Annotated in this window: 18 protein-coding genes; 6 read left to right on the forward strand and 12 right to left on the reverse strand. The window is 73.2% G+C overall.

Annotated elements, in window-relative coordinates; genetic code table 11:
• Nucleotides 1-351: 351 nt before the first annotated feature.
• Nucleotides 352-567, forward strand: coding sequence for a hypothetical protein (locus tag ACFV9W_RS32720; protein WP_326022277.1), 216 nt, complete (start codon nt 352-354; stop codon nt 565-567).
• 48 nt (nt 568-615) lie between these two features.
• On the opposite strand, the gene ACFV9W_RS32725 is transcribed toward ACFV9W_RS32720, so the two are convergent.
• Genes ACFV9W_RS32725 through ACFV9W_RS32735 form a run of 3 tightly spaced genes read right to left on the reverse strand, consistent with a single transcriptional unit; the run spans nt 616 to nt 2,080 of the window.
• The gene (locus ACFV9W_RS32725; RefSeq protein WP_385768454.1) at nt 616-1,032 is read right to left on the reverse strand and encodes a VOC family protein; all 417 of its coding nucleotides are present in this window, start codon (nt 1,030-1,032) and stop codon (nt 616-618) included.
• Nucleotides 1,033-1,085: 53 nt separating this feature from the next.
• A complete protein-coding gene (locus ACFV9W_RS32730) occupies nt 1,086-1,517 on the reverse strand; it encodes a VOC family protein (protein ID WP_385768457.1) in 432 nt (143 codons plus the stop codon).
• A 29-nt stretch (nt 1,518-1,546) separates the two neighbouring features.
• Nucleotides 1,547-2,080: a pyridoxamine 5'-phosphate oxidase family protein gene (locus tag ACFV9W_RS32735; protein ID WP_385768460.1), complete on the reverse strand. Its 534-nt coding sequence runs from the start codon at nt 2,078-2,080 to the stop codon at nt 1,547-1,549.
• A gap of 134 nt (nt 2,081-2,214) precedes the next feature.
• Between ACFV9W_RS32735 and ACFV9W_RS32740 the strand changes: the two genes are divergently transcribed.
• Complete coding sequence (locus ACFV9W_RS32740) at nt 2,215-5,232, forward strand: bifunctional [glutamine synthetase] adenylyltransferase/[glutamine synthetase]-adenylyl-L-tyrosine phosphorylase (RefSeq protein WP_385768463.1); 3,018 nt, start codon at nt 2,215-2,217, stop codon at nt 5,230-5,232.
• 290 nt (nt 5,233-5,522) lie between these two features.
• Here the strand turns inward: ACFV9W_RS32740 and ACFV9W_RS32745 are convergent, their stop codons facing one another.
• Nucleotides 5,523-5,726: a hypothetical protein gene (locus ACFV9W_RS32745; RefSeq protein WP_385768466.1), complete on the reverse strand. Its 204-nt coding sequence runs from the start codon at nt 5,724-5,726 to the stop codon at nt 5,523-5,525.
• Nucleotides 5,727-5,851: 125 nt separating this feature from the next.
• Complete coding sequence (locus tag ACFV9W_RS32750; RefSeq protein WP_385768469.1) at nt 5,852-6,460, reverse strand: TetR/AcrR family transcriptional regulator; 609 nt, start codon at nt 6,458-6,460, stop codon at nt 5,852-5,854.
• A 137-nt stretch (nt 6,461-6,597) separates the two neighbouring features.
• On the opposite strand from ACFV9W_RS32750, the gene ACFV9W_RS32755 reads away from it, so the two are divergent.
• Both ACFV9W_RS32755 and ACFV9W_RS32760 read left to right on the forward strand, forming a co-directional pair.
• The gene (locus ACFV9W_RS32755; protein ID WP_385768472.1) at nt 6,598-8,043 is read left to right on the forward strand and encodes an APC family permease; all 1,446 of its coding nucleotides are present in this window, start codon (nt 6,598-6,600) and stop codon (nt 8,041-8,043) included.
• A gap of 238 nt (nt 8,044-8,281) precedes the next feature.
• The gene (locus tag ACFV9W_RS32760; RefSeq protein WP_385768475.1) at nt 8,282-9,856 is read left to right on the forward strand and encodes an amidohydrolase; all 1,575 of its coding nucleotides are present in this window, start codon (nt 8,282-8,284) and stop codon (nt 9,854-9,856) included.
• Nucleotides 9,857-9,908: 52 nt separating this feature from the next.
• On the opposite strand, the gene ACFV9W_RS32765 is transcribed toward ACFV9W_RS32760, so the two are convergent.
• Nucleotides 9,909-10,745, reverse strand: a complete 837-nt coding sequence (locus ACFV9W_RS32765) for a phosphatase PAP2 family protein (RefSeq protein ID WP_385768477.1) — start codon at nt 10,743-10,745, stop codon at nt 9,909-9,911.
• Nucleotides 10,746-10,820: 75 nt separating this feature from the next.
• Nucleotides 10,821-11,867: a LacI family DNA-binding transcriptional regulator gene (locus ACFV9W_RS32770; protein ID WP_385768480.1), complete on the reverse strand. Its 1,047-nt coding sequence runs from the start codon at nt 11,865-11,867 to the stop codon at nt 10,821-10,823.
• 204 nt (nt 11,868-12,071) lie between these two features.
• Here ACFV9W_RS32770 and ACFV9W_RS32775 point away from each other — a divergent pair, with 204 nt between their 5' ends.
• On the forward strand, nt 12,072-13,679 hold the full coding sequence (locus ACFV9W_RS32775; RefSeq protein ID WP_385768482.1) for a SpoIIE family protein phosphatase: 1,608 nt from the start codon (nt 12,072-12,074) through the stop codon (nt 13,677-13,679).
• Nucleotides 13,680-13,805: 126 nt separating this feature from the next.
• Nucleotides 13,806-14,153, forward strand: a complete 348-nt coding sequence (locus ACFV9W_RS32780) for a 5-carboxymethyl-2-hydroxymuconate Delta-isomerase (protein ID WP_385768484.1) — start codon at nt 13,806-13,808, stop codon at nt 14,151-14,153.
• A 791-nt stretch (nt 14,154-14,944) separates the two neighbouring features.
• On the opposite strand, the gene ACFV9W_RS32785 is transcribed toward ACFV9W_RS32780, so the two are convergent.
• The 5 genes from ACFV9W_RS32785 to ACFV9W_RS32805 all read right to left on the reverse strand — a co-directional run bounded on the left by ACFV9W_RS32785 (nt 14,945) and on the right by ACFV9W_RS32805 (nt 20,389).
• The gene (locus ACFV9W_RS32785; protein WP_385768487.1) at nt 14,945-15,661 is read right to left on the reverse strand and encodes a TetR/AcrR family transcriptional regulator; all 717 of its coding nucleotides are present in this window, start codon (nt 15,659-15,661) and stop codon (nt 14,945-14,947) included.
• A 68-nt stretch (nt 15,662-15,729) separates the two neighbouring features.
• Complete coding sequence (locus tag ACFV9W_RS32790; RefSeq protein WP_385768490.1) at nt 15,730-16,809, reverse strand: PDR/VanB family oxidoreductase; 1,080 nt, start codon at nt 16,807-16,809, stop codon at nt 15,730-15,732.
• Nucleotides 16,806-17,687 carry a metal-dependent hydrolase gene (locus ACFV9W_RS32795; RefSeq protein ID WP_385768493.1) on the reverse strand — a complete coding sequence of 294 codons (882 nt, stop codon included), beginning with the start codon at nt 17,685-17,687 and terminating at the stop codon, nt 16,806-16,808. The genes ACFV9W_RS32790 and ACFV9W_RS32795 overlap by 4 nt, the downstream gene beginning before the upstream one ends.
• Before the next feature lie 167 nt (nt 17,688-17,854).
• Nucleotides 17,855-19,774 carry a hypothetical protein gene (locus tag ACFV9W_RS32800; RefSeq protein ID WP_385768495.1) on the reverse strand — a complete coding sequence of 640 codons (1,920 nt, stop codon included), beginning with the start codon at nt 19,772-19,774 and terminating at the stop codon, nt 17,855-17,857.
• 66 nt (nt 19,775-19,840) lie between these two features.
• On the reverse strand, nt 19,841-20,389 hold the full coding sequence (locus ACFV9W_RS32805; protein ID WP_385768549.1) for a tetratricopeptide repeat protein: 549 nt from the start codon (nt 20,387-20,389) through the stop codon (nt 19,841-19,843).
• Nucleotides 20,390-20,417 lie beyond the last annotated feature (28 nt).

Genomic DNA, 20,417 nt, shown 5'->3' on the forward strand with positions numbered 1-20,417 from the left:
TCGAGCGAGCAGGCCGCTGCTGCGGGGCGGGCGCACGGGAGGGCTGTGCTGGCCGAATGGCACTGCTCTCTGTAATCGCATCCTTACGTCATGTCGGTGGTGCGTGCTGTCATATGACTGGAGCGGGGTTGCGCCAACGCATTTGGTCTGAGGGGGAGTTCGTTCATGGGGGCACGGGGTGAGGACTGTGTGATCGGCGGAGAAGGGCTGCGGCCACCGCGTGCGTCCCGTTGAGCGGCCGTCGCCCGGCGCGGCGCACGGCCCGCCGTCGGCTGTCCGGGCGATCCAGTGCAAGCACCGCCACCACGGCGACCGACGGCACGGTCCTGATCAGAAGGGGAGGTGGGCCACGTGATCCTGACGCTCAACGTCGCGGTCCTGCTGGCCGTGATCATCTACTTCCGCATAGGTCGGAAGGGCCAGTTCCAGAGCAAGGCCAACCAGTGGACGACCGTGTTCATCGTGCTGGTGTTCGGCGTGCTGATCGCGCCGACCGGGTTCGGGCAGGGGATTCTCGCCGTCCTGGGCAACGTCGTGCAGAGCATCTCGGCCGCCGGCAGCCCGTGAGGGACTGGTCTGCCGAGGCAGGGGCGAACGTTGCGGGACCCGCCCGGTCTACAACGCGTCCCGCAACGGCACAGCGGAGCGCTTTCGGTATTCCTGGATGGACCAGCCGTTGCCGTCCGGGTCGGTGAAGTGCATGAAGGTGCCGCCGTCGTCGGGGGCGTACTGGACCGGTTCCGAGACGTCGAGGCCGCGGGCGCGGAGTTCCTCGTAGGCCGCCTTGATGTCGGCGACGCACAGTTGCAGGCCGTGGTACGTGCCCGGGGTCGCGGTGCCCGTCGGGGACGGGACGCCGGCGGCGAGGGTGACCGAGCAGCCGGAGCCGGGCGGCGTGAGCTGGACGATGCGGGCGCCCGGCATCACCTCGCGGTCGACGTCGCAGCGGAAGCCGACCTTGTCGACGTAGAAGGCTTTGGACCGGTCGATGTCCGACACCGGCAGGCCGATTACCTCAAGGGTCATTTCCATGGGGACAAGGTAGGGGCGAATCGCCGGTTCCGGGCCCCCGTGGACACCGGTGCTCAGCGTTCCGACAGGGGGGCCGGTGCCTCCTGGACCGTCCAGCCGTTGCCGTCCGGGTCCGTGAAGAACATGAACGAGTTCCACACCTCGCCGGGGCCCTCCTGCCACCCCTGCGGCCCCGCGTGCTGCACCGGGCTCACGTCGACGCCGCGCGACAGCAGTTCCTCGCGCGCCGCCGCGATGTCGGTGACGCAGACCTGGAGGCCGGTGAGCGAGCCGGGGGCCAGGGGCTGCTGGCCGGGCGCCCCGGGCAGGCCCTCCGCCAGGGAGACCGAGCAGCGCGAGCCCGGCGGCGTCAGCTGCACGATGCGGATGCCGGGGGCCACCTGGCTGTCCAGGTCGACCTTGAAGCCCACCTTGTTCGCGTAGAAGTCCTTGGCGCGGTCCACGTCGGAGACGGGGACGACGATCACCTCAAGGGTCCACTCCATGGCCTGTCCTCTCATCGGGTGCGCGGCGGTCACTCGAACCGCCAGCGGGTCTGCGTGAACTGGTCGCCCTTGCCGAAGCCGAAGACCGTGCGCGGCGTCACCGCGTAGACCAGGGAGGGTCCTTCCTGGCCCTGGAACGCGCCGTCGGCACGGACCTCGAAGTGCCAAGCCGGACCGTACTTCGCCTCCCACGCCTTGGCGAGGGAACGCAGCCGTTCCGTTTCGGTGATCCGCACCGCCCGCCCCTCGACCACCACGTCGAAGCCCGCGGCCCAGGCGTTCGTGCCGGTGGTGAGGACGACCTCGGGGTTCTCCGCGACGTTGAGCGACTTGCGCTCGCGCTCGCCGGAGGTGAAGTGCAGGGCGCCGTCCAGCCAGACGGCGATGAGCGGCGTGACATGGGGGCGTCCGTCGGGGCGCACCGTGGAGATCCAGAACAGTTCGGCGCCGGTCAGCAGCCGTTCGGCCGTCGCCCATGGGGTGGGTTCGGCGCCGGGGGAGCTGTAGCGCGGGTCGATCGACGTGTGCGGCGGGCCGGCGTCGGTGTGGGCGTCGTACTCCATCGTGGGCGGTCCTTTCCTTGTACGTGGCCACTCGTACACAAGTGGGGACCTGCCACGCCGCCACAACTCATCGGTGCGGCTCGCAGCGCAGTAGGCTCAAGGCCACCGTTGATCGAACAGGAGGCCGGGCGATGATGTCGGTGCCGCACGAAGGGGGACGGTGGACGGGCGGCCGCAGAAGCAGCACCTTCACCCGGCTGCTGCGACTCGGCTTCACCGATCCGTCCACCGCCGAGCGGCTGCTCGACGCCCCCGCCCTGTCCGCCGTGCGCGCCGACCCGCTGCTCCTGGACGCGCTCGGCGGCGCCGCCGACCCGGACCTGGCGCTGCTCGGACTCGTCAGGCTGGTCGAGGCGCAGGACGACGAGACGGCGCGGCGCGAACTGCTCGACACGCTCGTCGCGGCGAAACCGCTGCGCGACCGGCTGCTCGGCGTGCTCGGTTCCTCCGAGGCGCTGGCCGACCACCTGGCCCGGCACTCGAAGGACTGGCGGGCCCTGGTCACGTACGAGTCGAACGATCTGCACCCCGGTGTGGAGGAGTTCGAGCAGGGGCTCGCCGAGGCCACCGACGAGGTGTCGCTGCGCGTCGCCTACCGGCGCTGCCTGCTGTCCATCGCCGCCCGCGACGTGTGCGGCACGACCGACATCACCCAGACCGCCGCCGAACTCGCCGACCTGGCGACGGCCACCCTGCGCGCGGCCCTCGCCATCGCCCGCACGGCGTCCCCCGCCGACGCCGCGCTGTGCCGGCTCTCCGTCATCGCGATGGGCAAGTGCGGCGGCCACGAGCTGAATTACGTGTCCGACGTCGACGTCATCTTCGTCGGGGAGCCCGCCGACGGGTCCGCCGACGAGGGCAAGGCGATCCAGGCCGCCACCCGGCTCGCCTCGCACATGATGCGGATCTGCTCCGACACCACCGTCGAGGGCACCATCTGGCCGGTCGACGCCAACCTGCGCCCCGAGGGGCGCAACGGGCCGCTCGTACGCACCCTCTCCTCGCACCTCGCCTACTACCAGCGCTGGGCCAAGACCTGGGAGTTCCAGGCGCTGCTCAAGGCCCGCCCGGTCGCCGGCGACCTCGACCTCGGCGAGGAGTACGTCGCGGCCGTCTCGCCGATGGTGTGGCAGGTGTCCGAGCGGGAGAACTTCGTGCCCGACGTGCAGAAGATGCGCAAGCGGGTCGTCGCGAACATCCCGGTCGGCGACGTGGACCGCGAGCTGAAGCTCGGCCCCGGAGGCCTGCGCGACGTCGAATTCGCCGTGCAGCTCCTCCAGTTGGTGCACGGGCGCGCGGACTCCGCGCTGCGCAGCGGCACGACTCTGAACGCGCTCGCCGCGCTCGCCGACGGCGGCTACGTGGGCCGGGTCGACGCCGTGCAGCTCGACGACGCGTACCGGTTCCTGCGCACGCTCGAACACCGCATCCAGCTCTACAAGTTGCGCCGCACCCACCTGGTGCCCGAGGACGATGCCGACCTGCGCCGCATCGGCCGCTCGATGGGCATGCGCACGGAACCCATCACGGACCTCAAGCGGGCCTGGAAGCGGCACACGTCCGTCGTCCGCCGCCTGCACGAGAAGCTGTTCTACCGGCCGCTGCTCGACGCCGTCGCCCAACTCGCCCCCGGTGAGACCCGGTTGCGTGCCGATGCCGCCCGCGAGCGCCTCGTCGCGCTCGGGTACGCCGACCCGAGCGCCGCCATGCGCCACCTGGAGGCGCTGGCCTCCGGCGTCAGCCGCAAGGCCGCCATCCAGCGGACGCTGCTCCCGGTGCTGCTCGGCTGGTTCGCGGACTCCGCCGACCCGGACGCGGGACTCCTCAACTTCCGCAACGTCTCGGACGCGCTCGGCAAGACGCCCTGGTACCTGCGGCTGCTGCGCGACGAGGGCGCCGCCGCCGAGAACCTCGCGCGGATCCTGTCCGCCGGACGCCTCGCCCCCGACCTCCTCATGCGCGCCCCCGAAGCGGTGGCGCTGCTCGGCGACGAGCGGGGCCTGGAGCCGCGCGGGCACGCCCAGTTGGAGCAGGAAGTGCTCGCGGCGGTGCGGCGCGCGGACGGCGGCGAGCAGGCGGTCACCTCGGCGCGCGCGGTGCGCCGCCGGGAGCTGCTGCGGACGGCCGCCGCCGACATCATCGCCTCGTACGGCACCGAGGACACCCCCGCCGTCGCCGACCAGGGCGCTCTGGTGGACCAAGTGGGCGCCGCCGTATCGGACTTGACCGCCGCGACCATCGGCGGGACGCTGCGCGCCGTGGTCCGGGACGGCTGGGGCGACACGCTGCCCACCCGGTTCGCCGTCATCGCCATGGGCCGCTTCGGCGGGCACGAGCTGAGCTACGGCTCCGACGCCGACGTGCTGTTCGTGCACGAGCCGCGCGAGGGCGTCGACGACCACGAGGCCGCGCAGGCCGCCAACAAGGTCGTTTCCGAGATGCGCCGGCTGCTCGCCCTGCCGAGCGCCGATCCGCCGCTGCTCATCGACGCGGACCTGCGCCCCGAGGGCAAGTCGGGACCGCTCGTGCGCACTCTCAAGTCCTACGAGGCGTACTACCGGCGCTGGTCGCTTGTCTGGGAGTCGCAGGCGCTGCTGCGGGCCCAACCCGTCGCAGGTGACGAGGAGTTGAGCCGCGCGTTCATCGACCTGGTCGACCCGCTGCGCTATCCCGCCGAGGGGCTGGGCGACGATGCCGTGCTTGAGATCCGCCGCCTCAAGGCCCGCATGGAATCGGAGCGGCTGCCGCGCGGCGCCGACCCCACGCTCCACACGAAGCTGGGGCGTGGTGGGCTGTCCGACGTCGAGTGGACGGTGCAGCTGATGCAGCTGCGGCACGGCTGGGCGGAACCGGGTCTGCGCACCACCCGCACGCGCGAGGCCCTCGCCGCCGCGTGTGCCGCCGGGCTGATCCCGGCGGAGGAGGCGGCGATCCTCGACGAGGCGTGGGTCCTCGCCGCGCGTGTGCGCAACGCCGTGATGCTGGTGCGCGGCAGGCCCGGTGACACGTTTCCGTCGGACGGGCGTGAACTCGGCGCGGTGGGGCGGTACTTGGGGTACGACCCCGGGCACGTCGGGGACATGCTGGACGACTACCGGCGCACGACGCGGCGCGCGCGGGCCGTTATGGAGCAGCGGTTCTACGACGGGTGAGCGGGGCTGCGCGGGCGTCGGGTGTTCCGGTTGCGCGGCGCCGGGGTTGGCGGCCGTGCCGGGGTCGGCGCCCGTTGTTCCGTTGCGCGGCACCGGGGGCCGCCTTGCCCACCCTGCCTTCCCCAAGCTCTCCGACAAGCTCCGAGCAGGGGAGACCCCATTAGGCGGCAGATTGCCCAAGGCGGGGCGGCACCTATTGAGCCCCGCCGGCGGGTGGGCAAATCAAGCCCCGCCGGCGTTTGAGGCGCGGGGCCGGGGCGGAGCTCCGTGGCGTGGGGGCGGTGCCGGTGTCAGGCGATCTTCGCCGACGTCGTCGCCGACAGCCACGGCAGCCCGGAAGGCCCCCGGTGGGCGTGGGCGGTCGCCAGGGCTGTCCGCTCGTCCGCGGGCGCGTGCTTACGCTGGAGCGCGCCGAAGGGGTGGGACGCGTCGCCCGGCGCCGCCACCCTCGCGCTCGTCGTGTCCTTGCGCACCGATTCCGTCGCCGTGGCCATGAGACCGGCCCTCCGTCCGTACCGTCGAGGTCTGGACCTCCGACGATCCTCCCGGCCGGGCCCCCGCGGCAGATGCCATCGGTCGTGAACGCGCGGGACGAAGGTCCCGGAACCCTACGGCGCCCTTATGCGTCCAGCAGCACCCGGCAGTGCGTGACGAACCCGGCGAGCGCCAGCTCGAACGCCGCGTCCGTGCGGCCCTCGGGCCCGGCGGCGAGGGCCCGTTCGAGCATCGGGGTCAGACCCTCCTCCGTCGGCTCCCACATCGTGTCGGGCGCCGCCATGTCGAGCGCCGAACCGAGCACCATGTTGTCGAGTGCGATGATCACCGGCATCACGTCCGGCAGCGCGAACCCCGCGTCGAGCAGCAGCGCCACCCCCAGCTCGTACTGCGCGAGCACCCGCGGCGCCCGCACCGGGTGGGTCGTCAGGAGCGGGATCGCCTTGGGGTGCGCGGCGAACGCGGCGCGGTAGGAGCGGGCCCACCCGGCGATCGCCTCGTCCCACGGGAGGTCGGAGGTCAGCGGCGTCTCGTCGATCGCGGAGCAGATCCGCTCGCGCAGCAGCTCGACGATGCCGTCGCGGCCGTCGACGTGGTGGTAGAGCGAGCCCGTCTGCACGCCGAGCCTGCGCGCCACCTGCGGGACGCTGAACTCGCCCTTCTCATCGACGACGGCGAGCGCCGCCGTGGTGATCCGCTCCCGGTCGAGGAGGGGTGTGCGCGGCCGCCCCATCCAGCTCCCTCCTCAGTGGCTCCACAAAATCGGGTCTTCCCGTATGCCCAACGGGAGGTTACATTGCGAAAACCAAAAGCCTTTAGATTTACGCCCGTCCGCAGTCCGGGCCGTCCGCCAGAGGGGCTTCCTGCCGCATGACCGTGACTTCCCCGAAGACCGAGAACGCCCCGCCGAGCGCACAGCCCGGCCTCCGCACAGGCAGCCTCGGCACGTCCGACATCGCGTTCTTCGTCGTCTCCGCCGCCGCCCCGCTCACCGTCATGGCGGGCGTCGCGCCCATCGCCATCTCCCTCGGTGGCGTCGGAGCGCCCGCCGGATACCTGCTCGCCGGCATCACCCTCGCCGTCTTCGCCGTCGGCTTCACCGCGATGAGCCGCCACGTCACCGGCGGCGGCGCCTTCTACTCGTACATCGCGCAGGGCCTCGGCAAACCGGCGGGCATCGGGGCGGCGCTGCTCGCCATGGTCGGCTACAACGGCATGGAGATCGGCGTCTACGGACTCCTCGGCTCCGCCACCCAGGACACCGTGCACTCCCTGTTCGGCGCGGACGTGCCCTGGCTGCCGGTCTCCCTCGTGGGCCTGGCCCTGATCTGGTACGGCGGCTTCCGCTCGATCGACTTCGGCGCCAAGGTGCTCGGCGTCCTGCTCGTCGCGGAGACCGGCATCCTGATCCTGCTCGCGGGCGGCGTGCTCCTCAAGGGCGGCGCGCACGGCCTCTCCCTGGCCTCCTTCGCGCCCGGCAACGTCCTCGTGCCCGGCACCGCGGCCGTCCTCGCCTTCGCGTTCGCCGCGTTCACCGGCTTCGAGTCGACCGTCATCTACCGGCGCGAGGCCCGCGACCCGGACCGCACCGTGCCCCGCGCCACGTACATCGCGGTCGCCTTCCTCGGCCTCTTCTACGCCTTCACCGTCTGGATCGCCATCCAGTCCTTCGGCGACGCGCAGGTGGTGAAGGCGGCGGGCGACGACCCGGCGAACCTCTTCTTCACCGCGATCACCGCCTTCGTCGGCGGCTGGGCGGCGGACCTGATGCACGTCTTCATCGTCACCAGCGTCATCGCCTCCCTCCTCGCCTTCCACAACGCCATCAACCGGTACGCCCTCGCGCTCGCCGACGAGGGCGTGCTGCCGCGCGCGCTCGCCCGCATCCACCCCAAGCACCGGTCCCCGTACGTCGCCGGGCTGGCGCAGACGGTCCTCGGCGGGGTCGTCGTGCTCGGGTTCTGGGCGGCGGGCGCGGACCCGTACGACCAGCTGCTGCTGTGGGTCAACACCCCGGGAATGCTGGGTCTGATGGCCCTCCAGCTCCTCGCGGCGCTCGCCGTCCCGTTCTTCTTCCGCCGGATCACGCACCAGGAGGGTGTGCTGCGGACGGTCGTCGCGCCGGTCGTGGCGACGGTCCTCCTGGCCGTCGCGATCGGGCTGGTGGCCACGCACATCGACCTCTTCACGGGGGCGTCCCCGCTGGTCAACTGGATCCTGTTGGCGGTGGCACCGGCGGTGTTCGTGCTGGGGCTGGCGCTGGCTTGGCGGCTGAAGCGGTCCCGTCCGGAGACGTACGAACGGTTCGGCCGGTAACGGGGCCGACGTCACGGGGCTCTGCCCCGGACCCCGCCGGCTCTCGTCCGAGAGCGGGGCTTGAAAGATCTACTCGTCGCCACAGCGGCTGACATGGCCGCCCGGGCGCAAGGATCTGCTTTTCAGGGGCGCGGGGCTGTGTCCTTGTGCGGCTCCGCCGCGGGGCGCAAACCCAGCCACGAACAGAACCGCATCCGCCGACGCAACACCGTTGTCCAGAAACGGAGCGAACCGCACCATGGCATCCGCCGACCTCCTCCTCACCGACACCCACATCCGCACCCTCGACCCGGCCCAGCCGGAGGCAACCGCCCTGGCCGTGGCCGGAGGCCGCATCGTGGCTGTGGGCGACACGGACGATCTCGTACGCGCCTGGCAAGGCCCCCGCACCGAACGGCTGAACCTCGCCGGCGCCCACGTCCTCCCCGGGTTCGTCGACTCCCACAGCCACCCCGTCTGGGGCCTGGAGCTGGCCACCGGCGTCGACCTCAGCGGCGTACAGGACCTCGACGCGCTCCGGGCGGCCCTGCGCACAGCAGCCCGGCTCGACGGGTGGGTCGTCGGGTGGGGGCTCGACCACAACGCCTTCGAGGGGCGGCCCATCCACCGCGAGCTCATCGAGGACGTGCTCGGCGGCGCGCCCGCCTTCCTGCGGCTGTACGACGGCCACTCCGCGCTGGTCAGCGGCGCCGCCCTGGACGCCGCGCGGATCACGGGGCCGCGGGAGTTCGCCCAGCGGGCCGAGATCGTCTGCGACGGCGACGGGCGGCCCACCGGGTACCTCGTCGAGCACGCCGCCATGGACCTGGTGTACGAGGTCGCGCCCCGGGCCTCGGAGCAGGACCGCCGCGCCGGACTCGTCGAACTGCTCGGCACCATGGCCGCCACCGGTCTCACCGGGGCCCACGTCATGGACGGCTCGGGGCTCGACCTGCTGGCCGCCGTGGAGGAGGAGGCCGAGCTGCCGCTGCGGCTCACCGTCTCGCCCTGGTGCATGCCGGGCGTGGACCGGGCCGGGCTCGACGAGCTGGTCGCGCTGCAGAAGCTCGGCGGGCGGCGCTGGCGGGTCGGCGGGGTCAAGTTCTTCATGGACGGCACCGTCGAGGGCGGCACCGCCTGGCTGGAGCACGCCGACTGCCACGGGCAGGGCACCGACGCGTTCTGGCCGGACCCGGCCGCGTACAGCGACGCCGTACGGCACCTGCACGCCGCCGGGGTGCGGACCGCGACGCACGCCATCGGGGACGCCGCCGTCCGGCACGCCCTCGACACCATCGAGGCGCTCGGGGCGAGCGGCCGGAACGCGCACCGCATCGAGCACATCGAGTCCGTGCCCGACGACACGGTCCCGCGGTTCGCCGCGCTCGGCGTCGCCGCGTCGATGCAGCCCCCGCACACCGCGTACACGAAGGGCGACCACAGCGACGAGTGGTCCAAGCGGCTCGGTGACGCGCGGGCCGCCCGCGCCTGGCGCACCCGCGACCTGCGGGACGCCGGCGCCGTGCTCGCCCTCGGCTCCGACTGGCCGATCGCCCACTACGACGCCCGCAACGTGCTCGCCACGGCGCGGGTGCCCGAGGGTGCGGCGGGCCCCGCGCAGGGGCTCACCGGGCTCGAAGCGCTGGAGGGCGTCACCTCGCACGCGGCGAGCGCCGCAGGTCAGGCGGCGGAGGGCGGCCGGATCGCGGTCGGCCTGCGCGCGGACCTCACCGTCCTCGGCCCCGACCCGGTCGCGGCCCCCGCGGACGAGGTCGCCGAGGCCCCCGTCGTCCTCACGGTGACGGACGGCCGGATCACGCACCGGGGCGCCTGAGACACGGGGGAGGGGCGGCACCGTGCGGCGCCGCACCTCCTCGCGACAGGCTTCAAGCCTTGACCGGCAATAGTGGTGGGGTCACAAGGCGCGGCAGCGCGTACGGCAGCGCCCCGTACCAGGCCCGCGCCACCGCGAACCCGAACGCCAGGCACAGCAGGCCGCCCACCGCGTCGAGCCAGAAGTGGTTCGCGGTCGCCACGATGACCACCAGGGTCAGCGCCGGGTACACGAGCCCGAGGACCCGCACCCACGGGACCGAGGCGAGCGCGAAGATGGTCATGCCGCACCACAGCGACCAGCCGATGTGCATCGACGGCATCGCCGCGTACTGGTTCGACATGTTCTTCAGGTTGCCCGAGGCCATCGAGCCCCAGGTCTGGTGCACCGCGACCGTGTCGACGAAACCGCCGCCGCTCATCAGGCGCGGTGGCGCCAGCGGATAGAAGTAGTAACCGACGAGAGCGACCGCCGTCGTCGCGAACAGCACGAGACGGGTCGCCGCGTAGCGGCCGGGATGGCAGCGGAACAGCCACACCAGGACGCCCAACGTGATGACGAAGTGCAGTGTCGCGTAGTAGTAGTTCATGCCGACGATGAGCCAACTCACCGAATTCGCGGCATGGTTGATTGCCTGCTCGACGGCGATGCCGAGGTGGTGCTCGGCCCGCCAGATCCAGTCGGCATTGCGCAGCGCCTGTGCCTTCTGCTCCGGGACCGCGTTGCGGATCAGCGAGTACGTGTAGTAACTCACCGCGATCAGCAGGATCTCGAACCAGAGCCGCGGACGCCGCGGCACCCGAAGGCGACGCCCCGCGCGGTCTTCCGCGATGGGTGATGAAGTGGCCCCTTTGCGGCCTTCACGTGTCGTCACGGTCGTTTCACCCATAGGCACAGAGTCTGCCAGATTGCGACCCCACGTCCGATCATCCCTTGGGCGGGTCACGGGCGCACCCGCTACGCCCTACGGACGATGCCGAACCCCTACGGACACCGCTGCCGACGCGGCCGTGGAGCCCCGCACCACCAGCTCCGGCATGAACACGAATTCGCTCGGGGGCGCGGGCGTGCCGCCGACCTCCTCGAGGAGCGTGTGCACCGCCGCCTGACCCATCGCGTGCACCGGCTTGCGGATCGTGGTCAGCGGCGGATCGGTGAACGCGATCAGCGGGGAGTCGTCGAAACCCACCACGGACACGTCCTTCGGCACGTCCATGCCGCGCTCCCGCACCGCCCTGATCGCACCGAGCGCCATCATGTCGCTCGCGCAGACCACCGCCGTGCACCCGCGGTCGAGCAGCGCCGCCGTCGCGGCCTGCCCGCCCTCCAGGGTGTAGAGGGAGTGCTGCACGAGTTCGTGCTCGATCTCGTCCCCCGGCAGGTCGAGCCGCTCCGCCATCGAGCGTACGAAGCCCTCGATCTTTCGCTGTACGGGGACGAAGCGGCGCGGACCGACGGCCAGGCCGATCCGGGTGTGGCCGAGCGAGTGCAGATGCGTCACCGCGAGCCGGGCCGCGGCCCGGTCGTCCGGCGAGATGAAGGGCGCCGCGACCCCCGGCGCGTACCCGTCGACGAGCACGAAGGGGACGCCCTGGCCGCGCAGGCGTTCGTAGCGCTGCGTGTCGGCGGTGGTGTCGGCGTGCAGCCCGGAGACGTAGATGATGCCGCTGACGTCGCGGTCTACGAGCATCTCCGTCAGCTCGTCCTCGGTGGAGCCGCCGGGCGTCTGGGTGGCCAGGACCGGGGTGTAGCCCTGCCTGGTCAGGGCCTGCACCACGACCTGGGCGAGCGCCGGGAAGATCGGGTTCTCCAGCTCCGGGGTGATCAGGCCGACCAGGCCCGCGCTGCGCTGCTTGAGGCGCACGGGGCGCTCGTAGCCGAGCACGTCGAGGGCGGCGAGGACGGACTGGCGGGTGGCCGCGGCGACCCCCGCCTTCCCGTTGAGCACGCGGCTGACGGTCGCTTCGCTGACCCCCGCTTGGCTTGCGATGTCGGCTAGGCGTGCGGTCACGGGACGCGACCTTACCCGTCACTCGCCGCATTGCCCACCGAACGGGAAGTGCCGGGCGGGCAAGCCGGGTTGGGCCGCCGCCACCCGGAACGGTGAACCGGACGAAGGGCGGGCCGCCGCACGGGTGTCCGGCGGTAGTTTGGTGCGTTGCAGGCCGAGGGGGCCGGCAACGCTCCGCTCCTGAGGGGCCTTCTCGTGAACGTCATGGTTCAGCAACCCGGGACAGACGTCGGCTGCACCGTCCTGGTGGTCGACGACAGCGCCGCCAATCGGTACGCCCTGGGCGCCGTCCTGAGGCGGGCGGGCCACGTCGTCGTCCCCGTCGGCTCCGCGGGCGAGGCACTCGTCGAGCTCGATGTGCGGCTGCGTGCGGGGGCGCTGCCCGATGTGGCGCTCGTGGACGTCGGCCTTCCCGACCTCAGCGGGTTCGAGCTGTGCCGCAGGGTGAAGGCGCTGCCCTCGCTCGCCGGGATCCCCGTCGTGCACTTCTCCGCCCGCCCCTCGGTCCCGGCGGACCGCTGCCGGGCGCTCGACGCGGGCGGCGAGGCCTATCTGACGGTGCCCGCCGAACCCGAGGAGATCCGCGCCGTGGTGCGCGCCGCGCTCCGCGGAGCCCGGGAACTCACCGACACCCAGGCCCAGTTCGACCACCTCACCCTGCTGTCCCGGGCCGTCGTCGACGTACAGGGCGCCCGCGACCTCGCGGAACTCGCCCGGACGGCGGCCGCCGCGACGGCCCGGCTCACCGGGGGCGACGCCGCCGTCTTCGTCCTCGGCGACCACGGCGCGGTGCACACGGGCCTGTCCCGGAGCGCCCCGGCAGCCGAGGGGCCGGACGCCGCCGCGCGCGAGCGGGCCGTCGAGCAGGTGCGGAAGATCCGCTGCCGGCCCGGCGGCGTGCGCACCACGCTGCGCCCCGGAGCCGCGTGGCCGCAGGCCTACTTCGGGCCCGGCGGCGCCCGGCTCACCCTCTCCCGCACCCGCGACGGCCGGTTCCCCGTCTGCCTCGCCACGCCCGACTTCGACGACCCGGACGGCAGGCGGGGGCCACTCGTCGCCCAGCTCGCCCGCGCCATCGCGCTCGCCGCGGAACCCCTCGTCCTGTACGAGCAGGAACGCCATGTCGCCCACACGCTGCAACACAACTTCCTGCCGTCCCAGTTGCCCGCCTTCGCGGGCCTGGACGTCGACTTCCGCTACGAGCCCGCCTCCCAGGAGGCCGAGATGGGCGGCGACTTCTACGCGGCGCTGCCCACGCCCGAGGGGGTGCTCGTCGGCGTCGGCGACGTCGTGGGGCACTCCCTCGACGCGGCGACCGTGATGGTCGAGCTGCGGCACGCGCTGCGCGCCTACTGCCTGGAGGACCCGCGCCCCGCCCACCTGGTGACCCGGCTCGACCGGCTGCTCCAGCACTACCACCCGCAGCTCACCGCCACGCTGTGCCTCGCCCTCGTCGACCCCGCGACGGGCCGTACGCGGGTCGCCAACGCGGGGCACATTCCGCCGCTCGTCGTGCCGGTCGGCGGCGCGGCCCACTACGCGCGGGCGGCGGGGCCGCTGCTCGGGCTCGGGCTGCCGCATCCCGAACCCACCGTGCTCGACCTCGGGCCCGGCGCCCGCCTCCTCATGGTCACCGACGGCCTCGTCGAGACCCGCGGCATCGACCTGTCCGTCTCCCTGGAGCAACTGAGCCTCGCCGCCTCGGCCGCGCCCGAGGACCCCGGTGAGCTGTGCGACGCGCTCCTCGCCCGGTTCGGCCGCGACCGTGCCGACGACATCGCGCTCCTCGCCCTGCGGCGCGCTCCGGGGTGACCGGGTGTCCGGCCGGGCGTCCGCTGGGCGGGACGTGATTGTGCGGGCGGGCGCTCACGGGTGAAGGTTGGCGCCGACACGCGTGCGGGTACGCGCGCACGCACCACGACACCTCGGAGGGCAGCCATGCCGCAGATCACCGTCGACCACTCCGCGGACCTCGACGACCGGCTCGACCGGGCGGGGCTCGCCGGGGCCGTGCACCAGGCCGCCGTCGACATCGTGGCGGCGCGGACCCCCGCGTGCAAGACGCGGTTCCGCGAGGTCGGGACCACGGTGGTCGGGGAGGGGCCCGCGTCCCTCGTGCACGTGGAGATCGCGTTGCTCGCGGGGCGGACGGAGGAGGCGAAGACGGCGCTCGCGGAGGCGGTTCTCGCGGCGCTGCCGGCCCACATCAAGGAGCCGGCGGGGGTGCACCTCTCCGCGGAGGTCCGCGACCTGGACCCGACGTACCGCTCCGCGGTCGGGGCCTGACACCTGGGCGCGCGGCACCGTCGTCGCGGTCGCGGGGCTCTGCCCCGGTCCCCGCGCCTCAATCGCCGGCGGGGCTTGATCGGCCCACCCGCCGCGCGGGCCTGATTGATTCACCTGCCACACGGGCCTGAATGGCCCACCCGCGACACGGGCCTGAGTGACCCACCCGCGACACGGGCCTGAGTGACCCACCCGCGACACGGGCCTGAGTGACCCACCCGCGACACGGGCTTGAGTTTGCCCACGCACCCGCAGGCCAGGGCCCCTGCCCGCTCCCCGCCCATCTCCCACCCACCCGCCCCCTCCGGGGGCGTCGGCCCCACGGGGTGCCGCACCGCCTTGGGCGAGCCGCCGCCGGCCCGGTTCCCCGCCCGTCGCGATCGGTTGTCACCGCCTTGGGGCAACCCGCCTCCGGCCCGTCTCCCCACACGTCGCGGTCGGCCGTACCCGCCTCGGGCCACCCGCCCCCAGCCCGCCTCCCCACCCGCCGCGGTCGGCCGCAACCGCCTTGGGCAATCTGCCGCCTGGGGCGGCAGGGTGGGCAAGGCGGCGCCCCGGTGCCGCGCAAAGGGGGATCGGGGCTCAGGTCGTCGCGGCGTCAAGCGGGGATCGGGGCCCAGACCCGTCCCGGCGCCGAGCGGGAAGCGAGGCTCAGGCCGTCGCGGTGCCAAGCGGGACGCGGGGCTCAGACCGTCCCGGCGCCAAGCGGGACGCGGGGCTCAGACCGCCCCGGTGCCGCGCAAAGGGGGATCGGGGCTCAGGCCGTCCCGGCGCCAACCAGGAAGTGGGGCTCAGACCGTCGCCGCGGGGACCCCGGAAGACGGGGAAAGTGTCGTGAGGCGGGTGATCAGGGACGCGAACGGGCCGTCCGGTGGCTCGTCCGTGAGGAGGTGGCGGAGGAGGGCCGCCATCTCCTCGTCGTACGCGGCGCTCACCGCCGCCAGCGCCGCGAAGTCGTGGACCAGCTGCAGCTGGAGCTCCTCGCGGGGGATGCGCCGGCCGTCCAACCAGATCAGCGCCGTCGACTCGGCGAGCGAGATCCAGGAGCGGACGACGAGTTCGAGCCGCGCCGAGGGGGCCGCGACCCGCAGATGCGCGAGGATCTGGACGTACGCCGCCTGCCGGACGGAGTCGATCAGCGCGTTGGTGGCGGACGAGCCGACCGCCGGGCCTCCGCGCATCAGCGCCGAGAACCCCGGCCCGTGCTCGTCGACGAAGTCGAAGAAGCGGCCCATGACCCGCAGCAGGCGCGCGCCGAGCGGGCCGTCCTGCGGCTCCTCGAACCGTTCGGCCAGGTCCTGTGCCGCCCGCCTCAACGCCGCCTCGTACAGGCTGAGTTTGCCCGGGAAGTAGTGGTAGACCAGCGGCCGCGAGATGCCCGCGGCGGCCGCTATCTCGTCGATGGAGACCTCGTCGGGGGAGCGGTGGCTGAACAGTTCGAGTGCGACCCCGATCAACTGTCGCCGCCGCTCCTCGACTCCCATCCTGCGCCGCACCCCGGTAGTCATGCCGAACACTCTACCGAGCGATTCCGGCCTGCCAACCGGCCCCCGCGCACCGCCCCCGCCCGGCTCCACTAAAGGTCGAGAACCAGACGCTCGCCACGGGCCCGCGAAACGCAGATCAGCATCGAGTCGGCGCGCTCGGCATCCGTGAGCAACTCGTCGCGATGCTCGATCTCCCCTTCCACGACGCGCTGTTGGCACGTTCCGCAGAAGCCCTGTTCGCAGGAGTACGCGATGCCGGGGACCTCCGAGCGGATCGCCGCGAGCGCCGTCGTGTCGGCGGGGACGTTCACGATTCTGCCGCTGCGGCGCAGCTCGATCTCGAACGGGCCGTTGCCCTCGGTCGAATTGCGTGGCGTGAACCGTTCGGTGTGCAGCGTGCAGTGCTCGGGCAGCGCCGCCTCCACGGCCGCCATCAGGCCCTCGGGCCCGCAGCAGTACACGGCCGTGCCGGGCGCGGTGTCCGCGAGTGCGGCGGTGAGGTCGGGCCGACCCGCCTCGTCCTCCGCCGTGACCGTGACCCTGCCCCCGGCCTCGCCGCCCAGCTTCGCCACGTCCTCCACGAACGGCATCGAGGCCCGCGACCTGCCCCCGTACAGCAGCTTCCAGTCGGCGCCCCGCGCCGCGGCCTCCCGCAGCATCGGCAGGATCGGGGTGATGCCGATGCCGCCGGCGACGAACACGTACGCGGGTGCCTGCGGGTCGAGCGCGAAGCGGTTGCGCGGGCCGCGCACCTCGACCTCCATGCCCTCCCGCACCAGTTCGTGGACCTCGCGCGACCCGCCGCGCCCGCCCTCGTCCGCCGGGATCAGCCGGGTGGCGACGGTGTACGACGACGTGTCCTCGGGGTCGCCGCACAGCGAGTACTGCCGCACGACCCCCGAGGGGAGCACGAGGTCGAGGTGCGCGCCGGGCTGCCAGGCGGGCAAGTCGGGGCCCTCCAGGCGGAGTTGGACCACGCCCTCGGCGACCTGCTCGTGCCGTGTGACGAGCAGGCGCAGCGCGCGGGCCCGCGGCCGCCCCGACGTCGGCTCCTCCAGCGCGGGCAGCGGCCACAGCGGCGAGCTCCGCACCCGCCGCCGCATGGCGCGCCGCACCACGAACGCGGCACCGGCGACGACCGCGGCCCCCCGCAGCGTACGAGCGTTCATCGGGCGGCTCCGGTACGGGCTTCGGCGGCCGTGGCCGCGGGGGACGAGGCGAGGTAGGCGACGGCCTGCGCCGTGTCGCCCTCCTGGTCGGGGTGGTAACTCCGGCTCAGATAGCGGGGGATGGACCGCGCCATGGCCCCGGTCGTCGGCAGCACGCCCCGCTTGCCGCCCTGGTAGAAGTCCTTCCACGTGGCCTTGCCGTCGAGCAGCGTCGGGTCGTTCTCCATGAAGAACCGCGCGCCGCGCTGCCACAGGAAGACCAGCGCGGTGAAGGCGGTGGCCCAGGTGCGCACGCGACGCCGGTAGCTGCCGTCGAGGTGCTCGAACAGCTCGAAGGCGACGGCTCGGTGCTCGACCTCCTCGGCGCCGTGCCAGCGCAGCAGGTCCAGCATCACGGGGTCGGCGCCGCTGCGGTCCAACTCCTCGGCGTTGAGCACCCAGTTGCCGAGGAACGCGGTGTAGTGCTCGATCGCCGCGATCAGCGCGACCCGCTCCATCAGCCACCACTGCCGCGCCTTGCCCGGCGGCAGCGTCCGGTCGCCCAGCAGCTTCTCGAAGAACCAGTCGACCTGCGCCGTGTACGGCGTCGGGTCCAGGCCCTGCTCGCGCAGATGCGGCAGCACCTCGTCGTGGGCCTGCGAGTGCATGGCCTCCTGGCCGATGAACCCGATGACGTCCTCGCGCAGCCGCTCGTCCGTGATGTGCGGCAGCACCTGCTTGTAGACGTGCACGAACCAGCGCTCGCCCGCCGGGAGCAGGAGGTGCAGGACGTTGATGGTGTGCGTGCTGAACGGATCGTCCGGCAGCCAGTGCAGGGGCGTCTTGTCCCAGGCGAACGAGACCTGGCGTGCCTTCAACGGGACGCGCGTATTAGACATGGCGTCAATGTACTGACGGGTAGCCTCCTTGGGCACCCCTCGTGCATCACTTTTGTCATCCAGCCCTGCGCGCGGGGTGCCCCATGCGGCCCCGTGCGCCGGGTGAGCCGATCAAGCCCCGCCGGCGATTGAGGCGCGGGGACCGGGGCAGAGCCCCGCGACCGGGCTCACCTCAAGGGCTGAACTGCGGCTCCCCGAGCCGTCCGCCCGGTCAGCGAAACCTTCGTGCCCCGCGCCAGCGGCACCGCAAGCACATTCCCCTCGGCCGACCGGCCCGACGCACTCACCGAGTTCACCCCCCGGCTGCCCGCGGCCACGAGATACCACGCCCCCTCCCGCGACTTCCACCGCACACCCGCCAACACCTGCGCCTCGCGCGAGCCGCACGCGGGCGAGGACTGCGACTTCGCCGCCACGACCGCGGAGTCCGCCCCCGGCGCCCGGAACAGCGCGAGGGTGCGCGGCCCGGTGCCCCGCCAGGTGTCGGCGCGGGTGCACAGCCACTCGGCCGTCCCGCTCGCCTCCGGCAGTGCCTGGCGCGCGTACGCCCAGGAGTTCACGGACCGCACTCCGTGCGAGCGGGCCGCCGCGAGCGAGCACGCGGTCGTCGCCCAGTCCGCGGGCCGCGCCTCGCGGGGCGCGGCGGGGCTGCCGGACGTGAGGTGCGCGGGGACGAGCTCGCCGAGGTCGGTGGTGAGCCGGGTGCCGGTCGAGTCGGTCAGTGCGAGCGCGTTCCACGACGTGCAGGACGTCGCGAGCGCCGGGCTCGGGAACGGTGCCGTCACCCCGTCCTTCGTACGCGCGAGGGCCCGCGTCCCCGCCGACGGTTTCAGGAGGTCGCGGGTGCCGGCCTTGGCCACCCAAGGGGCCGTCAGATAGCGGACGTTGCCGTCGGCCCGGTCCATCACCACGGCGCCCGACTGCGCGCCCGCCGCCCCGTCGACCCGCGCGAAGTCCAGCGCGGCGCCGCTCGTGCCGCTCTTCGGCTCGGCGTAGCGCACGACCCGCAACCCGTCGAAGAGCAGCACGACGCGGGCCTGGTCGAGCTCGCCCGCGTACAGCAGCTGTGGCGGTCCGGGCGGAGCGCCCGCGGGGGTGCCCGGTGTCGCCGAGACCTTCACGGAGCCGCCGGGCCGCGCCCACACGGCGAGCGCCCTGCGCAGCAGCTCCTTGTCGCCGGTGAGCGAGCCGCGCGCGGGCCACACCGAGAAGTCCGTGCGCGCCGAGTTCTTCCACGCGGTCGGCGACACCTTGCGCAGCTTGCCCGGGTTCAGGGCCGCCTGCCCGGCCGGGTTCTTCGCGTACGGCGGTGCCGCCGCGCCGTCCGGCGCCCAGCCCTCGCCGGGAAGTCCGAGGAGCGCGCCGCACACGAGCGTCGCCGCGACCGCGGCGATGGCCGCCTTCAGGTGCTGGCGGCGCCGCATCAGGTCGGTGGGCCGCGCGTGCAGGGAGCAGGGGTCGAACTCGGGGGACTCCAGGAGCTCCGTGCAGGACCCGGCGTCGGCCGCCATGCCGCGCGCCTCCGTGAGGGCCGCGGCCGCGTCGTCCTCGGCGCAGCCCGCATCGAGGAGGGCAGCGTGGACGGCGGCGTCGTCGAGCCGCTCCAGGCCGCGCAGCACGTACGCGGCGCGGGCCGGTCCGCTCAGCGCGGAGAGCTGCTGGTCCAGGGCGAGTTCATCGGCGCCGCCGGACTTCGGGAACAGCCTCAGCCCCCACACCTGCGGCAGCAGCGGCGGCAGCTGCGCCCGCTTGGGCCAGGCCAGGCGGCGCAGCGGCAGCCCCGCCTCCAGGGCGCTGCGCAGCACCTTCAGGCGTACGTAGGCGAAGCCGGGGTCGCCGGTGCGGCCCGCGGAGTCGCGCTGGGCCGGGACCGGGGCGGGCGCGTCCGCGGTGCGGCCGCGGGGGAGCGCCCGCTGGACGACCGAATGGGCGGTCAGCACGCGGCGGTTGCGGCCGAGGCCCGGCGGCAGGACGAGGTAGGCGAGCCGTACCAGTCGTGGGTAGTGCTCGACCAGGGCGGCCTCGGCCTGCTCGACGTCGATGACGGCGGCCGGCGCTGCGGACGGGGGCGTGGTTTGCTGCTGCACCTTTGACTGCACGTTCAGCTGAACGAGCGAATCGTGCGATGGTCACAGCCGCCCGTCGTCATTCGGTCATGACGTCGGTTTCGGGTCCGTCGAGACCAGTGCCTTCGCGTAGTTCGCCATCGACCGCTGGTATCGGGGCAGATGGGGCGCCAGTGCGCCGAGCACCAGGGCGAGGCCTTCCCTGTCGCGGCCGAGGCTCGACAGGCACAGCGCCAGGCACGCCCGCACCGCGTCGTCCAACTCGTCGCTGGGAGCGGTCAATTCCGGTTCGAGCAGCGCGACGCCTTCCTGCGCGCGCCCCGTGTTCCGTAGTGAGCTGGCCAGTTGGATCTTCGTGCGGCGGGCCCGGTAGCCGGACAGGCCGAGTCGCAGCGCCTCCTGGTACAGCGGGACCGCCTTGTCGGAGTGGCCGGTCGAGTCGAAGGCCGAGGCCCGCTCGAACGGGGCGACGGGGTTGTCGGCGGGCAGCTCGGCGGCGAGCCCGTCGATCAGCGCCCGGAACTCGCCCGCGCCCGCCTCTGTGTCGTCGGCATAGTCGTCGATCGTCGCCCACGCGGCCGCGATCCGCTCTTCCCAGTCACTGTTCTCGGTGCTCACCGGGGCACTCTCACACAGCGGTGCCCCGGTGTCACCGGAGTTGTGG

The organism is Streptomyces sp. NPDC059897 (genome assembly GCF_042730865.1).
GTDB lineage: Bacteria > Actinomycetota > Actinomycetes > Streptomycetales > Streptomycetaceae > Streptomyces.